This window comes from Arthrobacter sp. NPDC056886 (assembly GCF_042788715.1).
Lineage (GTDB): Bacteria > Actinomycetota > Actinomycetes > Actinomycetales > Micrococcaceae > Arthrobacter.
Genome location: NZ_JBHUBT010000001.1, coordinates 260,601 through 278,590 on the forward strand (window position 1 = coordinate 260,601; position 17,990 = coordinate 278,590).

General features: G+C 66.5%; 13 protein-coding genes and 1 pseudogene. 10 read left to right on the forward strand and 4 right to left on the reverse strand.

Translation table 11 applies throughout. The features are described from left to right. Positions 1–43: 43 nt before the first annotated feature. The 4 genes from ACFRJ8_RS01270 to ACFRJ8_RS01285 form a co-directional block, all read right to left on the reverse strand. A complete protein-coding gene (locus ACFRJ8_RS01270; RefSeq protein ID WP_377984335.1) occupies positions 44–2,209 on the reverse strand; it encodes an alpha-galactosidase in 2,166 nt (721 codons plus the stop codon). 108 nt (positions 2,210–2,317) lie between these two features. Beyond that, the gene (locus tag ACFRJ8_RS01275; RefSeq protein ID WP_377984336.1) at positions 2,318–3,658 is read right to left on the reverse strand and encodes an ABC transporter substrate-binding protein; all 1,341 of its coding nucleotides are present in this window, start codon (positions 3,656–3,658) and stop codon (positions 2,318–2,320) included. A 69-nt stretch (positions 3,659–3,727) separates the two neighbouring features. Next, a complete protein-coding gene (locus tag ACFRJ8_RS01280; protein ID WP_377984337.1) occupies positions 3,728–4,660 on the reverse strand; it encodes a carbohydrate ABC transporter permease in 933 nt (310 codons plus the stop codon). A gap of 12 nt (positions 4,661–4,672) precedes the next feature. After that, a complete protein-coding gene (locus ACFRJ8_RS01285; protein WP_377984338.1) occupies positions 4,673–5,635 on the reverse strand; it encodes a carbohydrate ABC transporter permease in 963 nt (320 codons plus the stop codon). Positions 5,636–5,806: 171 nt separating this feature from the next. On the opposite strand from ACFRJ8_RS01285, the gene ACFRJ8_RS01290 reads away from it, so the two are divergent. The 10 genes and pseudogenes from ACFRJ8_RS01290 to mmsB all read left to right on the forward strand — a co-directional run bounded on the left by ACFRJ8_RS01290 (position 5,807) and on the right by mmsB (position 17,978). Continuing rightward, positions 5,807–7,057, forward strand: coding sequence for a Gfo/Idh/MocA family protein (locus tag ACFRJ8_RS01290; RefSeq protein WP_377984339.1), 1,251 nt, complete (start codon positions 5,807–5,809; stop codon positions 7,055–7,057). 1 nt (position 7,058) lies between these two features. Continuing rightward, complete coding sequence (locus ACFRJ8_RS01295; RefSeq protein ID WP_377984340.1) at positions 7,059–8,111, forward strand: LacI family DNA-binding transcriptional regulator; 1,053 nt, start codon at positions 7,059–7,061, stop codon at positions 8,109–8,111. 187 nt (positions 8,112–8,298) lie between these two features. Then, positions 8,299–9,321: a LacI family DNA-binding transcriptional regulator gene (locus ACFRJ8_RS01300; RefSeq protein ID WP_377984341.1), complete on the forward strand. Its 1,023-nt coding sequence runs from the start codon at positions 8,299–8,301 to the stop codon at positions 9,319–9,321. Positions 9,322–9,430: 109 nt separating this feature from the next. After that, positions 9,431–11,146: a ribulokinase gene (gene araB / locus ACFRJ8_RS01305; protein WP_377984342.1), complete on the forward strand. Its 1,716-nt coding sequence runs from the start codon at positions 9,431–9,433 to the stop codon at positions 11,144–11,146. Beyond that, positions 11,143–11,853, forward strand: a complete 711-nt coding sequence (locus ACFRJ8_RS01310) for an L-ribulose-5-phosphate 4-epimerase (RefSeq protein ID WP_377984343.1) — start codon at positions 11,143–11,145, stop codon at positions 11,851–11,853. Before araB ends, ACFRJ8_RS01310 begins: the two co-directional genes overlap by 4 nt. An 85-nt stretch (positions 11,854–11,938) precedes the next feature. Continuing rightward, positions 11,939–13,459 carry an L-arabinose isomerase gene (gene araA / locus ACFRJ8_RS01315; RefSeq protein WP_377984344.1) on the forward strand — a complete coding sequence of 507 codons (1,521 nt, stop codon included), beginning with the start codon at positions 11,939–11,941 and terminating at the stop codon, positions 13,457–13,459. 52 nt (positions 13,460–13,511) lie between these two features. Then, positions 13,512–13,676: pseudogene (locus tag ACFRJ8_RS01320) on the forward strand (galactose mutarotase); the annotation flags it as partial. 246 nt (positions 13,677–13,922) lie between these two features. Then, positions 13,923–15,047, forward strand: coding sequence for a multiple monosaccharide ABC transporter substrate-binding protein (gene chvE, locus ACFRJ8_RS01325; protein WP_377984345.1), 1,125 nt, complete (start codon positions 13,923–13,925; stop codon positions 15,045–15,047). 106 nt (positions 15,048–15,153) lie between these two features. Then, positions 15,154–16,683, forward strand: coding sequence for a multiple monosaccharide ABC transporter ATP-binding protein (gene mmsA / locus ACFRJ8_RS01330; RefSeq protein WP_377984346.1), 1,530 nt, complete (start codon positions 15,154–15,156; stop codon positions 16,681–16,683). A gap of 5 nt (positions 16,684–16,688) precedes the next feature. Further along, positions 16,689–17,978, forward strand: a complete 1,290-nt coding sequence (gene mmsB / locus ACFRJ8_RS01335) for a multiple monosaccharide ABC transporter permease (protein ID WP_377984347.1) — start codon at positions 16,689–16,691, stop codon at positions 17,976–17,978. Positions 17,979–17,990: the final 12 nt, after the last annotated feature.

Here is a 17,990-nt window from a genome sequence, read left to right on the forward strand (position 1 = left end):
TGATGCTGGTCATGGGGTTCCTTCAGGGGTGGAGACCGGGCGGTCAGAGGGCCTGGACGTGCAGGAGCAGGGCGTGCTCCGGGTTCAGGACCGGCAGGGGCAGGCCGACGTGCTGGAGGAAGGCCCCGGTGGCGACGGCCCCGTCTTCTAGCCAGGCGGGCGGCTGGACTTGGGTGAAGGTGTGCGCGTAGTCGCCGTCGAGGGGGGCGGGCAGCTCGGCCCGGACGCGGTAGTTCCGGGTCGGGTCAAGGCCCGGTAGCGAGACCAGTCCGGGGACCTCGGCCGGGGCCGACGCCAGGGACACGGCAGCGAACAGCGCCTCGCCGGCGTCGTGCGCAACCACACCGTGGACACTCAAGGTGGGCTCGGCGGTGTCCGCGTTGACCCGCTTGCCGGAGTGGATCAATGCGCGGTGGCGCTTGTACAGTCCAATCACGCGGCGCAGCGTGGCCCGCTCCTGGTCCGTGGCCGCGCGGATGTCCCACTCCATACCGAAGTGGCCAAAGAGTGCGGTGATGGCGCGGAAGGAGATGTCGTGCGTGCGGGCCGTGGTGTGCGAAGTGGTGGGGCCGATATGCGCGCCGACCAGCTCAGGCGGCAGGATGGCCTGGGTCCAGCGCTGGATGGTCTGGCGTTCCAGGGCGTCGTTGCAGTCCGAGGCCCACACGCGGTCCGTGCGCTGCAGGATGCCGAGGTCCACCCGTGCCCCGCCGGAAGAGCAGCTTTCGATCTCCACATCCGGGTGCGCTGCCTTGAGCGCGTCAAAGAGCCGGTAGGCCGCGAGCGTCTGCTGGTGGACGGACGGGCGGCCGCCGCGGCCGTGCTCGGTGAGGTCCCGGTTCTGGTCCCACTTGAGGTAGGCGATGTTGTTTTCGCGCAGCAGGGCGTCGAGGCGGCCGTAAATGTACTGCCAGGCCTCCGGGTTGGCGAGGTCCAGGACGTGCTGGTGGCGCCAGAGGTGCGGGAGCCGGCCGCCGTCCTTGTAGGAAAGCGCCGAGGGGCCCACGATCCACTCCGGGTGCTCGCGGGCGACGTCGGAGTCCAGGTTGACCATCTCCGGCTCCACCCACAGGCCAAACTCCATGCCGTGCCCGGTGACTGCGTCGATCAGCGGCGTGAGGCCCCCGGGCCACAGGCCCTCGTCGACGAACCAGTCGCCCAGGCCCGCGTGATCGTCGCGGCGGCCGCGGAACCAGCCGTCGTCCAGGACGAAGCGTTCCACGCCGAGCCGGGCCGCCGATTCGGCGAGTTCCAGCAGGGGTTCGAGGCTGTGGTCAAAGTAGACCGCCTCCCAGGTGTTGAGCACCACGGGGCGGACCCGCCCGGATGTGGTGTCCACGTGCTGCGGCCGGGCACGGAACCAGTCGTAGAAGGCCTCGCTAATGCCGTCCAGGCCGTGGCCGGAATAGGCGGCAAAGAGCGACGGCGTCCGGTAACTGCCGCCGGGGTGGAGCACCACTTCACCGGAGCCGAGCAGCTCCGCGGCGCCGAGCATGCGCCGGCCGTCGGTGAGGCTGTCGAGGTACTGCTCGTGGTTGCCGCTCCAGCCGAAATGCGTGGCCCACACCTGGCCCCGGCGGTTGGAGAAGCCGGCGGTCCCGGCCGCGACCAGCAGCGAGGAATCGTGGCCGGTCCGGCCGTGCCGGCCGGTGCGGACCCAGGTTCCCTGCTGGACGGCGTGCCGCTGGGGGTGGTTTTCGCGGCACCAGCGTCCGGTGAGGTCGAGCAGTTCGGTGGCGTCCCGCGGCAGCGGCAGCACCGTGGCCAGTTCCTCGAGCCTGTACTCGGCCGCGCCGCTGTTGGTCAGCGTGTGCGCCAGCTCCAGGAGGCCGCCGGGATGGAGGGTGAGCTCGGAGCTGACGTCCAGTCCGGCCTCGGAATCCCGGTGGATGATCAGTACCCCGCGGCCGCCGTCCTGCACCTGGGCGGAAACCACCCGCAGGGCCGGCGAAAAGTCCTGGCCGGGGCCGCAGTCGGCGTTCCGGTGCCCGCGAAGGCCCGGCCGTCCGGCCCAGCCGGAGGAGGCCTGCGGGAGCAACCCTGCGGTGACAGGGACGTCGAGGGCGGAGTGGGGGACGGGCCCGCGGAGGAGCGCCAGATCGGGCAGGTGGTCGCCGAGGTCGGCGCCCCAGTGGACGATCTCGGCCTCGCCGGAATCGAAGGCCAGCAGGAGGCTGGTGCCAGCAGAACGCAGGTGCACGGGGTGCATGGGATTCGCTTTCAGTTGTGCGGAAGTCAGGGTGCTGGTGCGCGGGACCCCGGCTGGGGACCCCGCGCACCGGGCGCCGCCGTAGCCGGCGGCTGTGGCTTCAGAGGCCTACTTGAACAGGGAGTTGACCTGGTTGTTGGCTTCGGTGAGGGAGCTGGCAGGCTTCTTGCCGGAGAGGACGGCGTCCATGGCCGGCTTCATGATGCCGTCCACCTTGGCTGCCTTATCCGCGATCGGGAACAGGAACGTGGTTCCTTCCTTGACGTGGGTGGTGAAGGCGGAGACGTCGGTGCCCTTGGCCTTGAACGCCGCGGCTGCCTTCTCGGAGGAGCTGGTGAGAGCCGGGAACACCACGGCCTTGGAAGCTACGACGTCCTGGCAGGCGGTGGAGGCGAGGTATTCGACCCACTTGACCGAGGCGGCCGGGTTCTTGGTGCCGGCCCAGACCGAGTCGGCTAGGCCGTTGAACATGCTGGCGCGCTTGCCTTCGGGGCCCTTCGGGGTGGGCGCGAACGCGGTCTTCACGCCCTTGTAGCTCTTGTACTGGCCGATCAGCCAGTCACCGGTGGTGTTGATGGCTGCCTTGCCGGCGCCGAAGTTGTCCGCCAGGCTGGCGCCGACGGTGGTTTCGAGCTTGGGCATGTAGCCCTTCTCGGTCAGTCCGGCCCACCAGGCGATGGTTTCCTGGAACTTGGGGTCGTCGTAGTTGAACTTGGTGCCCCAGGGGTTCTTGTCCGTGGCGCTCCAGCCGGTGGTGGCGCTGAGGAAGCTCCACTCGGTCTGGCCCTGCCCGGAGCCGCTGCCGGCCAGGCCGAGGCCGTAGACGGCCACGTTGTTCTTGTCGAAACGTGCCTCGTCGCCGCGCACGCCGTTCTTGTCCACGGTCAGGTGCGCGATTGCCTTCTCGTAGCTGCCGCCGTCCTGCGGGTTCCAGTCCAGGTTGGCCATCTGCTCCGCGGTCAGGCCCGCGGAGTCCGTCATGGCTGTGTTGTAGAAGAGGCCCACGGTGTCCCAGTCCTTGGGCAGTCCGTAGCGCTTGCCGTCCTGGCCCACCCAGAGCTCGGGGAGTCCCTTGGTGTAGCTCTCCAGCTTGATGCCGTCCTTGGCCACTGCCTCGTCGAGGGAGAGCAGCTGCTTCTTCGCGGCGTACTCGGGGTACTTGGAAAGGTGGTTGGTGAAGACGTCGGGGGCGGTGCCTGCGACGAAGCCGTTGGTCAGCGTGGTCCAGTAGTCGTCCCAGCCGCGCTGGGTGATCTTGACCTTGATGTCCGGGTTGGCCTTGGTGAAATCGTCCGCGCACTGCTGGTAGGCCGGGAGCTGGTTGGCGTCCCAAAGCCAGTAGTTGATTTCGCCCTTGGCCTCGGTGGAGGCCGGGGCGGACCCGCCGCAGGCGGAGAGGGAGATGGCGATGGCTGCGGCGGCAGCGACGGCGCCGAGGGTCTTCTTCATGGTGGACCTTTCATGGAAGTGCTTCATTGAGGGAAACGCTTGTTGGGGGGAGTGCGTGTTGGGTCGGGGTTACTTGATGCCGGAGAAGCCGATGGAGTTGACCACCCGCTTGCCGAAGGCGATGAAGAGCAGGAGGACGGGCAGGGCCGCGATCAGTGTTGCTGCCATGAGGCCGGACCAGTCGGGGGCCCCCTGCGGGGACTGGGACTTGAAGACGCCCAGGCCCACGGTGAGTACGCGGACGTTCTCGTCCTGGCCCACCAGCAGCGGCCAGAAGTACTCGTTCCACTGGCCGATGAAGGTCAGCAGCGCCAGGGTGGCCAGCGGGGCCGCGGCGTTCGGGAGCACGATCTGGAAGAAGATCCGCACGTGCTTGGCGCCGTCGAGCATGGCGGCCTCTTCCACCTCGCGGGACATGGAGAGGAAGAACTGGCGCAGGAAGAAGATGGCGAAGGGGGTCATGAACAGGAACGGCAGGGCCAGGCCGGCGAAGGTGTTGAGCAGGCCCAGGTTCTTGATCATCAGGAAGTTGGGCAGGGCGGTGAAGATCGGCGGGACCATCATGGTGGCCAGGAACAGGCCGAATACGACGTTCCGGCCCGGCCAGCGAAGCCGGGAGAAGGCGTAGGCGGCCATCGCGCTGAAGAAGACCTGCCCGGCGGTGGTGACGGTGGCGAAGATGACGGAGTTCCGCAGGTACAGCCAGAAGTTGATGGCGGCGCCGGAGCCGCCCTCGGCGATGGCCTCCTCGGGGCTCTGCAGCCCCAGGACCCGCTTGAAGGCGCCGAGGCTGAAGTCGGCCGGCAGCAGGTTGCTGGCATTCGAGGCCAGGGAGGCGTTGCTGGACAGTGCGGTGCGGAGCATCCAGAGGAACGGGGCGATCGTCACGACGACGGCGACGGCGACGAGGGTCCAGGCGCCGACGCGGCGCCAGTTGACCGGCTTCCTGGGACCGGGAGCGGTGGCGGCGGGCTTCTTGCGGGAAAGGGCGGAGGTAGTCATGGCTGGGGTTCCTTAGTCCAGATCCGATTCGTTGCCCTTGAGGAACTTCATCTGGACGAAGGCCACAAGAGCGAGAATGACGAAGAGAATGACGGACAGGGCCGAGGCGTAGCCGAAGTCGGATTCACCGAAGGCCTTCTGGTAGATGTACATCTGGATGACGCGGGAGGCGTTGATGGGGCCGCCGCCCGTGGTCACTGCCACGGTGTCGAAGACCTGGAAGGAGCCGATCACGGTGACCACCAGGACCAGGACCAGCACGGGGCGCAGCAGCGGCATCGTGATGCTCCAGAAGGTCCGGGTCGGGGAGGCGCCGTCGAGCGAGGCGACCTCGTACACGTGGTTGGGGATGGACTGCAGGCCGGCGAAGATCAGCAGGGCCGTGTATCCCATGTGGCGCCAGACGTTGACGCCGGCGATGGTGGGGATGGCCCATTGCTCGCTGCCGAAGAAGGCGATGCGCGGCAGGCCCAGCCAGTTGATGACCTCGTTGACGATGCCGAGCTGGTAGTCGAGCATCCAGAACCACAACAGCGCAACGATCACGTTGGCCACGAGGAAGGGCAGCAGCAGGGCGCCGCGGATCAGCGTGGACTTGGCCACGTTGTGCATCAGCAACGCAAGGCCGAGCGCGATGGCGGTCTGGAAACCGATGTTCAGTGCCACGTACTGGACCGTCACGGCCATGGCGTTCCAGAACAGATCGTCCGCGAAGATCGCGGTGTAGTTCTTAGTGCCGATCCAGGTGGGATCCCCCAGGACGCTGTACTCGGTGAAGCTGAGGTAGACGCCGCGGATGCTCGGCACTAGGTAGAAGGCAACGAAGCCGAGCAGGGCCGGGGCGATGAAGAAGAGGGCGACCCTCAGGTCGCTGCGGGATCGGCGCCGGCGGCGGGGGGCAGCATTGCCCGTTCCCGTTCCTGTGCCGGCCGCCTGGCGGGCCGGGACGGCTCCGCGGGCAGTTGTGGTGGTCATTGGTGGGTCCTCCGCAGTTAAGTGGATGCTGTGACGTGGATTACAACTGGGAGATGAATCTACACGAGTAACTTTCCAATGCGCAACCGTCTCGTTCATGTTTCCGGGCTGAAAACTTCCGCTCATCATCTGCTATTGACTCGAGTAGAAACTGGTGTGAAACTTGCGTGCATGACGTTCTCACTAGGCATCGTTGGCGCCGGCCAGTTCGCAGGCGCCTTCGCCAAACTCTTCGACGCCCACCCCGCCATTTCAGAAGTCCACGTCACCGATGTCCTGCCGGAACGGGCCGAGGCCCTCCGGGAGCGGCTCGGCCTGGCCGGCACGTATCCCAGCTTCGAGGCCATGCTCGACGGCGGCCTGGACGCCGTGGCGATCTTCACCCAGCGCTGGACGCACGGACCTTTGGTGCTGCAGGCGCTCCGGGCGGGCAAGCACGTCTACTCGGCGGTGCCGATGGCCATCAGTGAGGACGAGATCGCCCGGATCATTGACGCCGTCCGCGAGACGGGCCTGACCTACATGATGGGCGAGACCAGCTATTACAACCCCGCCACGGTGTATGCCCGCAAGCGCAGGGCCGAAGGCGCCTTCGGCCGCATTTTCTATGCCGAGGGCGACTATGTGCACGACATGGACCTTGGCTTTTACGAGGCCTACCAGTACAGCGGCGGGGAGGACTGGAAGCGCACCGCCAGCTACCCGCCCATGCTGTACCCGACCCACTCCACCGGCGGGGTACTGGGCGCGATCGGCGGCCATGCCGTCAGCGTCAGCTGCATCGGCGTCCCCGACGAGCGCGGCGACGGTGTGTTCGACAAGGACGTCAGCATGTTCGGCAACGACTTCTCCAATGCCACCGCGCTGTTCGAACTCTCCACCGGCGGGTCCATGCGCATCAACGAGATGCGCCGCGTCGGATACCCCTCCCACCTGCGCGAAAGCCGCTTCCGGTACTTCGGCACCGAAGCCAGCTTCGAGCAGCTGGCCACGGTCAGTGTCTGGCAGGACAAAGAGTCCGTCACCGATGTCAGCGCCGAACTGGACACCGGGACCACGCTCGCTGCCGACGATCCGGCGCTGGCCGACATCGCACCGGCCCTGCGGGACGCCTTCAGCTCCGGGATGGCCGCCGTGCACGACGCCGGCCGGCTTCCCGCCGAGTTCCGCGGACTCCACAACGGGCACGAGGGCAGCCACCACTTCCTGGTGGACGACTTCGCCACCGCCGTCGAGACCGGAACGCTCCCGCCGGTCAACGCCTGGGAAGCCGCCCGCTACACGCTTCCAGGGATCGCGGCGCACGAGTCCGCCCTTCGCGGCGGGGAGCGGTTGCCCGTGCCGGACCACGGCGACGCCCCCGCCCGGCTGCCCGCGCAAGTCTCCAGTGAGGAAGGCTTTGCCGGCGAACTCCGGCGGTAGCATGGTCCCTGTGCCACATTCGCCAGCCCCCGCCAGGCCCACGATCACCCGCAAAGACGTGGCCCGGCTGGCCGGTGTCAGTACCGCCGTCGTCAGCTATGTGGTGAACGGCGGCCCCAAGCGGGTCTCCCCGGTCACGGCCGCGAAAGTGCGCGAGGCCATCAGTGCCTTGGGATACCGGCCGAACGCCGCGGCGAGGGCCCTGAAGCTGGGCTCCAGCGAGATGCTCGGCATGGTGGTCCCGGACACCACCAACCCCTTCTTCGCCACCCTGGCCCGTGCCGTGGAGGAGGCCGCGGCGGCGCGCGGCTACGCGCTGCTGCTGGCGAACTCGGGCGGATCGGCGGCCAGCGAACGCCGCCAGGTCAGGAACCTCGCGAGCCGCCGCGTGGACGGAGTCTTCCTCTCCAGCGTGCTGTTCGAACCCGATCTGACCGAGCTTGAGCACTCGGAGATCCCCGCCGTGCTGCTCAACCACAGCAGCGAGGTGCCGGGCTTCAACTCGGTCGGCGTGGAGCTGCTCGAGGGCTCCCGGCGGGCCGTTGAGCATCTGGTGGGCCACGGCCACCGCAGCATCGCGCTGGTCATGGGCATGAACGCCGGCAACGATCTCGATGCGCGCGAGATCGGGTGGCAGCAGGGCCTGGCGGACGCCGGCCTCCCGGAAGGACCCATTGTGCGCTGCGACTTCGACCGCCAGGGCGGCTACCGGGCCGGGCAGCGGCTGCTCGCTGCCGCGGACCCGCCCACCGCCGTGTTTGTCAGCTCCGACCTGCAGGCCGTCGGCCTCCTGCGCGCCGTGTATGAGGCCGGCCTGCGGGTCCCCGAGGACCTGGCTGTGTTCTCCTTCGACGGCTCGGCCGAGGCGGAGTACAGCTGGCCTCCGCTGAGCACGGTCGCGCAGCCCGTACAGGCCATGGCCGAGGCCGCCGTCGAGGCACTCATCGACTCCGACAGCGGCTCACCAACCAGGAACAGGACCTTCCCCGTGGACCTGGTCCTCCGGGCGTCCTGCGGTTGCGTGCCGGTGCCCGCCGTCCCGGCGGCCCAGTAAGGTCACTGCCCCGCATGTAGTTGCGGTTTCCCGGCGCCGTTTCTCTGCCGGCGGCAGGGGCGAAATGGTCTATCGTTAGCGCTAACAGGCGCCGGGCGGGCAAACGATCGGTGTCCGGTGCCCTCTCATAGTTTGATTTCAGAGTTTTTTCACCAGGCGGACTGCATCGGAGCGAAAGGGGCCTCGAATGGGGAACAGCAATGACCGGCGGCAGCCGCGACTCGAAGATGTCGCAGCGCTGGCCAAGGTTTCCCATCAGACTGTGTCGCGGGTGATCAACAACCACCCGAATGTCAGCATGGCAACAAGGTCGCGGGTCGAGGCGGCGATTGCCGAACTCGGCTACAGGCGCAACACGGCAGCCAGGAGCTTGGTGACCCGGCGCACGCAGACCATCGGTGTGCTCGCCTCCGAGCTCGGGCAGTACGGCCCGGCGAATACCCTGCTGGGGGTCCAGCAGGCCGCCCGCGAAGCAGGATATTTTGTTAGCATTGCCGCGATCAAGGGGGCCGGGGCGAAGGCCATTTCGGATGCCGTGCGCCACCTGACGGACCAGGGCGCGGACGGAATGATTGTCATCGTGCCGCACGACGGGACACTTCAGGTGCTCGAGGGCCTGAACCTGGATCTCCCGGTGATCGTCGTCGGCGGTGCCGGAGAAGGGCGGCTGAGCGGCGCGATGGTCGACCAGAAGCTCGGGGCGAGGCTGGCAGTGGCCCATCTCATCAGCCTTGGCCACCAGCGGATCGGCCATGTCTCCGGACCGCTCGACTGGGTGGACGGCAAAGCCCGTGTTGACGGGTGGCGTGAGGAACTGGAGGAAGCCGGCCTCCCTGACGACCTTCTGATCGAGGGGGATTGGAGCGCGGGCAGCGGGTACCGGATCGGGCAGCAGCTTGCAGAACAGCGCAGCGCTACGGCGGTCTTCGTCAGCAACGACCAGATGGCGCTCGGATTGCTTCGGGCCTTCGGCGAGAAGGGCATCCGCGTGCCTGAAGATGTCTCGCTGGTCGGCTTCGACGATCAGCCCGAATCCGCCTACTTCATGCCGCCGCTAACCACCGTGCGCCAGGACTTCGAGGAGCTCGGAAAACGCTGCATGGACCTGATCCGCGCCCAAATCGAGGACGAGGCCGGCAGCGGCGCCCTGGTGGTCAAGCCTGAGCTCGTGGTCCGCGCCAGCACTGCGCCGCGCCCCCGGCTCTCCTAGAGCCAAAGCCATCCTTTCCGGAAAAGCGTGAACGGGCTTCTTGACAGCGCGTTTGTTAGCGCTAACAATAAGGGGGTTCGCAATGTTGCGGAACCAAATGGAGGATTTGATGGACTTCTCAGTGGACGGAACCGACAACTTTGTCATCGGTGTGGACTACGGCACGCTTTCCGGTCGGGCCGTCGTCGTCCGGGTTCGGGACGGCAAGGAACTGGGCAGCGGAGTCTTCGACTACCCGCATTCCGTGGTCACGGAAGAGCTCCCCGAAGAGACGGCTGGCGTCGCTGGCATCCGGCTTCCGGGCGAATGGGCACTGCAGGTGCCCGACGACTACCGGCAAGTCCTGCGCCACGCGGTGCCAGCGGCGATCGCCGACGCCGGAATCGATCCGGCCGCCGTCGTGGGGATCGCCACGGACTTCACGGCCTGCACCATGGTTCCGGTCAAGGCCGACGGCACCCCACTGAGTGAACTGCCCGACTTTGCGGACAGGCCGCACGCCTATGTGAAGCTCTGGCGCCACCACGCCGCGCAGCCGCAGGCGGACCGGATCAACGCGCTGGCCGCCGAACGGGGCGAAAGCTGGCTCCCGCACTACGGCGGACTGATCTCCTCCGAATGGGAATTCGCCAAAGGACTGCAGCTGCTCGAGGAAGACCCGGAAAGCTACGCCGCCATGGACCGCTGGGTGGAAGCCGCCGATTGGATCGTCTGGCAGCTCTGCGGCAACTACGTCCGCAATGCCTGCACGGCCGGCTACAAGGGGATCTACCAGGACGGCCGCTACCCGTCCGAGGACTTCCTGGCGGCCCTGAATCCGCAGTTCAAAAACTTCGTGTCCACCAAGCTGGAACACACCATCGGCCGGCTCGGCGACGCCGCGGGCCGCCTCACCGCCGAGGCCGCCGCCTGGACTGGACTGCCCGAGGGGATCGCCGTCGCGGTGGGCAACGTGGACGCGCACGTCACCGCACCGGCCGCCAAAGCGGTGGACCCGGGCCAGCTCGTGGCGATCATGGGAACCTCTACCTGCCACGTTCTGAACGGTGACGAACTTCGGGAAGTGCCAGGCATGTGCGGCGTTGTGGACGGCGGCATTGTGGACGGGCTCTGGGGTTACGAGGCGGGACAGAGCGGGGTGGGCGACATCTTCGGCTGGTTCACCAAGTACGGCGTCCCGCCGGAATACCACCAGGCCGCGGCCGCCGCCGGTCTGGGCATCCACGAATATCTCACCGAACTCGCGTCCAACCAGGCGATCGGCCAGCACGGCCTGATCGCGCTCGACTGGCACTCCGGCAACCGCTCCGTGCTGGTGGACCACGAACTCTCTGGCATCATCGTTGGCCAGACCCTTGCCACGAAACCCGAGGACACTTATCGGGCACTCCTGGAGGCGACGGCCTTCGGCACGCGCACCATCGTGGACGCCTTCCGCGACTCGGGTGTCCCGGTCACGGAGTTCATCGTTGCCGGTGGGCTCTTGAAGAACAAGCTGCTCATGCAGATCTACGCCGACATCACAGGACTGCAGCTCTCCACCATCGGCTCCACCCAAGGTCCGGCGCTGGGTTCGGCCATCCACGCCGCCGTCGCGGCCGGAAAGTACCCGGACATCCGGCAGGCCGCGGCCGCCATGGGCGCTGCGCCGGGCGCTGTCTACACACCGATCCCGGAGAACGTCGCCGCCTACGAGAAACTGTTCCGGGAATACCGGACTCTCCATGACTACTTCGGCAGGGGAACCAACGAGGTCATGCACCGGCTCAAAGCCATCCAGCGCAACGCCGTCCGCCCTCTCTTCACCGCCGGAGTGTCCGCATGAGCACCCTGCTGGAATCCATCGCCCGGCTCCGCAGCGAGGTCTGCTCGCTGCACGCCGAACTCACGCGCTACCAGCTCGTGGTCTGGACGGCGGGAAACGTCTCCGCCCGCGTCCCCGGCCACGACCTCATGGTCATCAAACCGTCTGGCGTCTCCTATGACGAGCTGACGCCGGAACTCATGGTGGTCACCGATCTCTACGGCACCCCCGTGGGCTCGCTCAGCTCCGGGGCCGACGACGCTACGGTCGAGTGGGCCAACCCGGACCTCACGCCGTCGTCGGACACCGCGGCGCACGCCTACGTCTACCGCCACATGCCCGACGTCGGGGGAGTGGTGCACACCCATTCGACCTACGCCACGGCCTGGGCCGCCCGCGGAGAGCCGATCCCCTGTGTGCTGACCATGATGGGTGACGAGTTCGGGGGAACGATCCCGGTAGGCCCGTTCGCGCTGATCGGGGACGACTCGATCGGCCGCGGCATCGTGGACACCCTGGCCCAGTCCACCTCGCCGGCCGTGCTCATGCAGAACCACGGGCCCTTCACCGTGGGCAAGGACGCCCGCTCGGCGGTGAAAGCCGCGGTCATGTGCGAGGAGGTGGCGCGGACCGTCCACATTTCGCGTCAGCTCGGCGAGCCCCTGACGATCGACCCGGCCCAGATCGACTCGCTCTACGCCCGCTACCAGAACGTCTACGGCCGCTAGGCCCAAAAACCAGGCCGCTAGGCCCAGCAACCAGGCCGCTAGGCCGCGAAACCGCCGTCGCTCTCTACCTTCCCCAGGAGAAAACATGTCCAACGCGAACAACACGTCCCTTGAGCAGTACGAGGTCTGGTTCCTCACCGGCAGCCAGCACCTCTACGGCGAGGACGTCCTCAAGCAGGTCGCCGCCCAGTCGCAGGAGATCGCAGAGGCCCTGAACGCATCCGCCGACGTCCCGGTGAAAATCGTCTGGAAGCCTGTGCTCACGGACTCGGACGCCATCCGCCGCACCGCCCTGGAAGCCAACTCGGATGACGCCGTGATCGGCGTGACCGCCTGGATGCACACCTTCTCACCGGCCAAGATGTGGATCCAGGGCCTTGACCTGCTCCGCAAGCCGCTCCTTCACCTGCACACCCAAGCCAACGTCGAACTGCCGTGGGCGGACATCGACTTCGACTTCATGAACCTGAACCAGGCCGCGCACGGCGACCGTGAGTTCGGCTACATCCAGTCCCGCCTCGGCATCCCGCGCAAAACCGTCGTCGGCCACGTGTCCAACCCAGAGGTGTCCCGCCAGATGGGATCCTGGCAGCGCGCCTCCGCGGGCTGGGCGGCCGTCCGGACCCTGAAGCTCACCCGTTTCGGCGACAACATGCGCAACGTCGCCGTCACCGAAGGGGACAAGACCGAGGCCGAGCTGCGCTTCGGCGTCTCGGTCAACACGTGGTCCGTCAACGAACTCGCCGACGCAGTGCACGGCGCCCCGGACGCCGACGTCGACTCCCTTGTTGCGGAATACGAGCGGCTCTACGACGTGGCCCCCGAACTCCGCGCCGGCGGAGCCCGCCACGAGTCGCTGCGCTACAGCGCCCGGATCGAACTGGGGCTGCGATCCTTTCTCAAGGCAAACGGCTCGGCCGCCTTCACCACCTCTTTCGAGGACCTCGGCGCACTGCGCCAGCTGCCGGGCATGGCCGTGCAGCGGCTCATGGCCGACGGCTACGGCTTCGGCGCCGAGGGCGACTGGAAGACCGCCATCCTGGTCCGGGCGGCCAAGGTCATGGGCGCCGGACTGCCCGGCGGCGCCTCGCTCATGGAGGACTACACCTACCACCTCGCCCCGGGCCAGGAAAAGATTCTCGGCGCCCACATGCTCGAGGTCTGCCCCTCCCTGACCGCCACCAAACCCCGCGTGGAAATCCACCCGCTCGGCATCGGCGGCAGGGAAGACCCGGTCCGCATGGTCTTCGACACCGACGCCGGCCCCGGGGTCGTGGTGGCGCTGTCCGACATGCGCGACCGCTTCCGCCTCGTGGCCAACGCCGTCGACGTCGTGGAGCTCGACGAACCCCTGCCCAACCTGCCGGTGGCCCGCGCCCTCTGGTCGCCGCGGCCGGACTTTGCCACCTCAGCGGCCGCCTGGCTGACGGCCGGGGCCGCCCACCACACCGTGCTGAGCACCGCCGTCGGCATGGACGTCTTCGAGGACTTCGCCGAGATCGCCCAAACCGAGCTGCTGACCATTGACGAGGACACCACCATCCGAGGGTTCAAGAAGGAGCTCGCCTGGAATGCCGCCTACTACAAACTGGCCGGCGGTCTGTGACCGGGGACGAATAGGGCTCCGACACGGGGATTGAGGTGACCCGGACCGGCTGCTGCCGCTCTCCACCCGGGACACGGAACCGCCGCTGCCCAACCGGCGGGGGCTCGCCGTCGAACCGATGAGCTGCCCGCCAGATGCCTTCAACGCCGGCACGGACCTCGTGGGGCTTGAACCCCGAGCCACGCACGGCGCGGCTTGGCGCATTTTTGCAGCGTGAGGGCACGCTGCCGAACCGACGCAGATCAAAGGGCCAATGTGCGTTGACTCACATGTTTCGAGAAGCTATCTTTGACCATATTGTTAGCGATAACAATCGGCCGGCAGTTCCCTTGCAGGCTGAATCCCCGTTCCATTCAGACCTCCGCATTCCTCCCGCTGTTACCGCCCCGCAGGGGCACAATGACGTGCAGGACTGCGATCAGGAGCAACTTCGCGGACCGTGGGTCCGCGGAAGGAGAAAATTGTGAAGATCAGGAAACTCCTGGGCGCCGTTGCGGTTGTCCTCGCTGTGACCGTAGGGGCCACCGGCTGCGGCAGCCGGCCCGGCACGGCCGCCCCGGCCGCCAGCGCCGATGCCGCCGGCTCGCTCGTCGGGATCTCGATGCCGACGCAGACCTCGGAACGGTGGATCGCCGACGGCAAGAACGTCTCGGACTCCTTGACGAAGCTCGGTTACAAGGCCGACCTGCAGTACGCCAACGATGACATCCCCACGCAGGTGGCGCAGATCGAGAACATGCTCACCAAGGGCGCCAAAGCCCTGATCGTCGCGGCCATCGACGGCACCACGCTGACCGACGTCCTTGCCAAGGCGAAGGAACAAAACGTCAAGGTCATCGCCTACGACCGGCTCATCAACGGCACGCCGAACGTCGACTTCTACACCACTTTCGACAACTACACCGTAGGCGTCCAGCAGGCCACTTCGCTGCTGACCGGCCTGGGCCTCGTTGACGCAAGCGGCAACAAAGTCGAAGGCAAGGGCCCGTTCAATGTGGAGCTCTTCGCCGGCAGCCCGGATGACAACAACGCCAACTTCTTCTGGACCGGCGCCATGGACACCCTCAAGCCGTACCTGGATGCCGGGACCCTGAAGGTTCCCAGCGGCCAGACCAAGTTTGAGCAGGCCGCCATCCTGCGCTGGCAGGCCCCCGTGGCCCAGAAGCGCATGGAGGACATCCTCACCGCCGCATACAGCTCCGGTACCAAGCTCAACGGCGTTCTCTCCCCGTATGACGGCCTCTCCATCGGCATCATCTCGGCCCTGACCAGCACCGGAGGCTACGCCAAGGGCAGCCTGCCGGTGGTTACCGGCCAGGACGCCGAAAAGGGTTCGGTGAAGTCCATCATCGCCGGAGAGCAGTACTCCACGATCTTCAAGGACACCCGCCAGCTGGGAGCCCAGGCCGTGAAGATGGTCGACGCCCTCATGAAGGGCCAGGAGCCCGAGGTCAACGACACCAAGACCTACAACAACAAGGTCAAGGTGGTCCCCGCCTACCTGCTCAAGTCCGTCATCATCACGGACGAGAACTACAAGAAGGAACTCGTCGACTCCGGCTACTACACCGAGGCCGACGTCAAGTAGCGACGTCGAAGGGTGGCGGCCGCCGTCGAGTCCGGGCCGCCACCCTTCCCGTAGACCCCTGCAGCCGCAGGAGGTCTCAAGCACTACCAGTCAGTGAGAATTGGCGATGAACACACCCATTCTTCAAATGCGAGGAATCACCAAGACCTTCCCGGGCGTGAAGGCCCTCCAAGACGTCACCCTGCAGGTGAACCGCGGCGAAGTCCATGCCATCTGCGGTGAAAACGGTGCCGGGAAATCCACCCTCATGAAGGTGCTGTCCGGCGTCTACCCGCACAGCTCCTTCGACGGCGACATCCTCTTCGAAAACGAACCCTGCACCTTCTCCAGCATCAGCGACAGTGAGAAGCGCGGAATCGTGATCATCCACCAGGAACTGGCCCTGAGCCCCTATCTGTCGATCGCCGAGAACATCTACCTCGGCAACGAACAGGCCAGGCGCGGCTGGGTGGACTGGCGCAAGACCAATCTGGAGGCCGCGAAACTCCTGGCCCGGGTGGGGCTGAGCGAAAACCCGGTCACCCCCGTCCAGCACATCAGCGTGGGCAAGCAGCAGCTCGTGGAAATCGCCAAGGCGCTCTCGAAGGAGGTCAAGCTCCTCATCCTCGACGAGCCGACGGCGGCCCTCAACGACGAGGACTCGAGCCATCTGCTGGACCTGATCCTGCACCTCAAGGGCCAAGGCGTCACCAGCATCATCATCAGCCACAAACTCAACGAAATCCGCAAGGTCGCGGACGCCGTCACGATCATCCGGGACGGCAAGACGATCGAAACCCTCCGCCTGGGCGGCGGCGAGATCACGCAGGAACGCATTATCCGCGGAATGGTGGGCCGGGACCTGGAAAGCCTCTATCCGGACCGGGTCCCCCGGATCGGCGAGGAAGTCCTGCGGATCGAGGACTGGTCCGTCCGGCACCCGCAGGACTACAGCCGGATGGTAGTCAACAACGCCAGCCTCAATGTCCGCAAGGGGGAGGTGGTGGGACTGGCCGGCCTGATGGGTGCCGGCCGGACTGAGCTGGCCATGAGCGTCTTCGGGCGCAGCTACGGCACCGCAACCTCCGGGAGAGTCTTCAAGCACGGCAGAGAAATCAACACGTCCACCGTCTCGGCCGCCATCAAGCACGGCATCGCCTACGCCACCGAGGACCGCAAGCTCTACGGCCTGAATCTCATCGAGGACATCAAGCGGAACGTTTCCATGGCGGCGCTGCGCAAGCTGGTCAAGGGCGGCTGGGTGGACAAGAACCAGGAAACCGTGGTCGCCAACGACTACCGGAAGAGCATGTTCATCAAGGCTCCGTCGGTTGCCGCCATCACGGGCAAGTTGTCCGGCGGCAACCAGCAGAAAGTGGTGCTGAGCAAGTGGATGTTCTCCGACCCGGACGTACTGATCCTCGACGAGCCCACCCGCGGGATCGACGTCGGCGCGAAGTTTGAGATCTACACGATCATCGCGAAGCTGGCCGCGGAAGGAAAGGCGGTCATTGTGATCTCCTCCGAACTGCCCGAACTGCTGGGCATCTGCGACAGGATCTACACCCTGTCCGCCGGCCACATCACCGGCGAGGTCCCGATCGCGGAAGCATCGCAGGAAACCCTCATGCACTACATGACCAAAGAGAAGGAATAGCGAACATGTCCGCCCTCCGAGAATCCCTGGGCTTCCTGACAAGCCGCCTCCGCCAGGTTGGCATCTTTGTCGCCCTGATCCTGATCGTCCTGCTGTTCCAGATCCTGACCGACGGGATCCTGCTGGAGCCCCAGAACGTCACCAACCTGGTGGTCCAGAACAGCTACATCCTGATCCTGGCCATCGGCATGGTGATGGTGATCATCGCCGGCCACATCGACCTGTCCGTGGGTTCGGTCGCCGGCTTCATCGGCGCCGTCGCCGGGGTCATGATCGTGCACTGGGGGTGGGAATGGTGGCTCGCCATCCCCGCCTGCCTGATTGTTGGCGCGCTCGTGGGTGCCTGGCAGGGCTACTGGATCGCGTATGTGGGCATTCCCGCCTTTATCGTCACCCTCGCCGGGATGCTGATTTTCCGCGGCCTGACACTGATCACCCTCAAGAACCAGCAGATCACGCCGTTCCCGGCCGAACTGCGGGCGCTGGGCGGCGGCTTCCTGCCGGACATTTCCGGTGGCACGTCGGTGCTGGAGTGGCTGACGGTCATCCTTGGCGTCGGCGCCACCTTGGCGCTGGTGATCCAGGCGGTCAAGGAACGCCGGATCCGGAAGAAGTTCGAACTTGAGAACGAGCCGATGGCGTGGTTCGCGACCAAGACCGCGTTCATCGCCCTGCTCATGCTGACCATCACTTTCCTGCTCGCCAGCTATCGGGGCACGCCCATCGTCCTGATTGTTCTGGCGGTCCTGGTGATCGTCTACACGGCCCTGATGAACAACAGCGTTTTCGGGCGCCATACCTACGCTCTCGGCGGCAACCTGCACGCTGCCGAGCTGTCCGGCATCAAGACCAAGGCGGTCACGTTCCGGCTGTTCGTGAACATGGGCGTCCTTGCCGCACTGGCCGGCCTCGTGTTTACGGCCCGGCTCAATTCCGCCCAGCCGGCCGGCGGCACCGGCTTCGAACTGGACGCCATCGCAGCGGCGTTCATCGGCGGCGCCGCAGTCACCGGCGGCATCGGAACCGTGGCGGGGGCCATGATCGGCGGCCTCATCATGGGTGTGCTGAACAACGGCATGTCGATCCTGGGCCTCGGCACCGACTACCAGCAGCTCATCAAGGGCCTGGTGCTGCTCCTCGCCGTCGGCTTCGACATCTTCAACAAGAACCGCAGCGGCAAGGGCGGCGGGGCCGCGATCTTCAAGAGCCTCAAGCTGAAAACCCCGCCCGCGGCGGGTGCCGACGCCGGGAAGCCGGCGGATGAGCGTCCGGTCCCGGTGGCGGCCGGAAAGTAACGCGGGATACCG

Bases quoted from the DNA above. Each gene is read 5' to 3' on its own strand.
- ACFRJ8_RS01275 (WP_377984336.1), bottom strand. From the start codon at position 3,658: ATGAAGAAGACCCTCGGCGCCGTCGCTGCCGCCGCAGCCATCGCCATC.
- ACFRJ8_RS01295 (WP_377984340.1), top strand. From the start codon at position 7,059: ATGGTCCCTGTGCCACATTCGCCAGCCCCCGCCAGGCCCACGATCACC.
- araB (WP_377984342.1), top strand. From the start codon at position 9,431: ATGGACTTCTCAGTGGACGGAACCGACAACTTTGTCATCGGTGTGGAC.
- ACFRJ8_RS01290 (WP_377984339.1), top strand. From the start codon at position 5,807: ATGACGTTCTCACTAGGCATCGTTGGCGCCGGCCAGTTCGCAGGCGCC.
- ACFRJ8_RS01300 (WP_377984341.1), top strand. From the start codon at position 8,299: ATGGGGAACAGCAATGACCGGCGGCAGCCGCGACTCGAAGATGTCGCA.
- ACFRJ8_RS01310 (WP_377984343.1), top strand. From the start codon at position 11,143: ATGAGCACCCTGCTGGAATCCATCGCCCGGCTCCGCAGCGAGGTCTGC.
- ACFRJ8_RS01280 (WP_377984337.1), bottom strand. From the start codon at position 4,660: ATGACTACCTCCGCCCTTTCCCGCAAGAAGCCCGCCGCCACCGCTCCC.
- mmsB (WP_377984347.1), top strand. From the start codon at position 16,689: ATGTCCGCCCTCCGAGAATCCCTGGGCTTCCTGACAAGCCGCCTCCGC.
- ACFRJ8_RS01285 (WP_377984338.1), bottom strand. From the start codon at position 5,635: ATGACCACCACAACTGCCCGCGGAGCCGTCCCGGCCCGCCAGGCGGCC.
- mmsA (WP_377984346.1), top strand. From the start codon at position 15,154: ATGAACACACCCATTCTTCAAATGCGAGGAATCACCAAGACCTTCCCG.
- ACFRJ8_RS01270 (WP_377984335.1), bottom strand. From the start codon at position 2,209: ATGCACCCCGTGCACCTGCGTTCTGCTGGCACCAGCCTCCTGCTGGCC.
- araA (WP_377984344.1), top strand. From the start codon at position 11,939: ATGTCCAACGCGAACAACACGTCCCTTGAGCAGTACGAGGTCTGGTTC.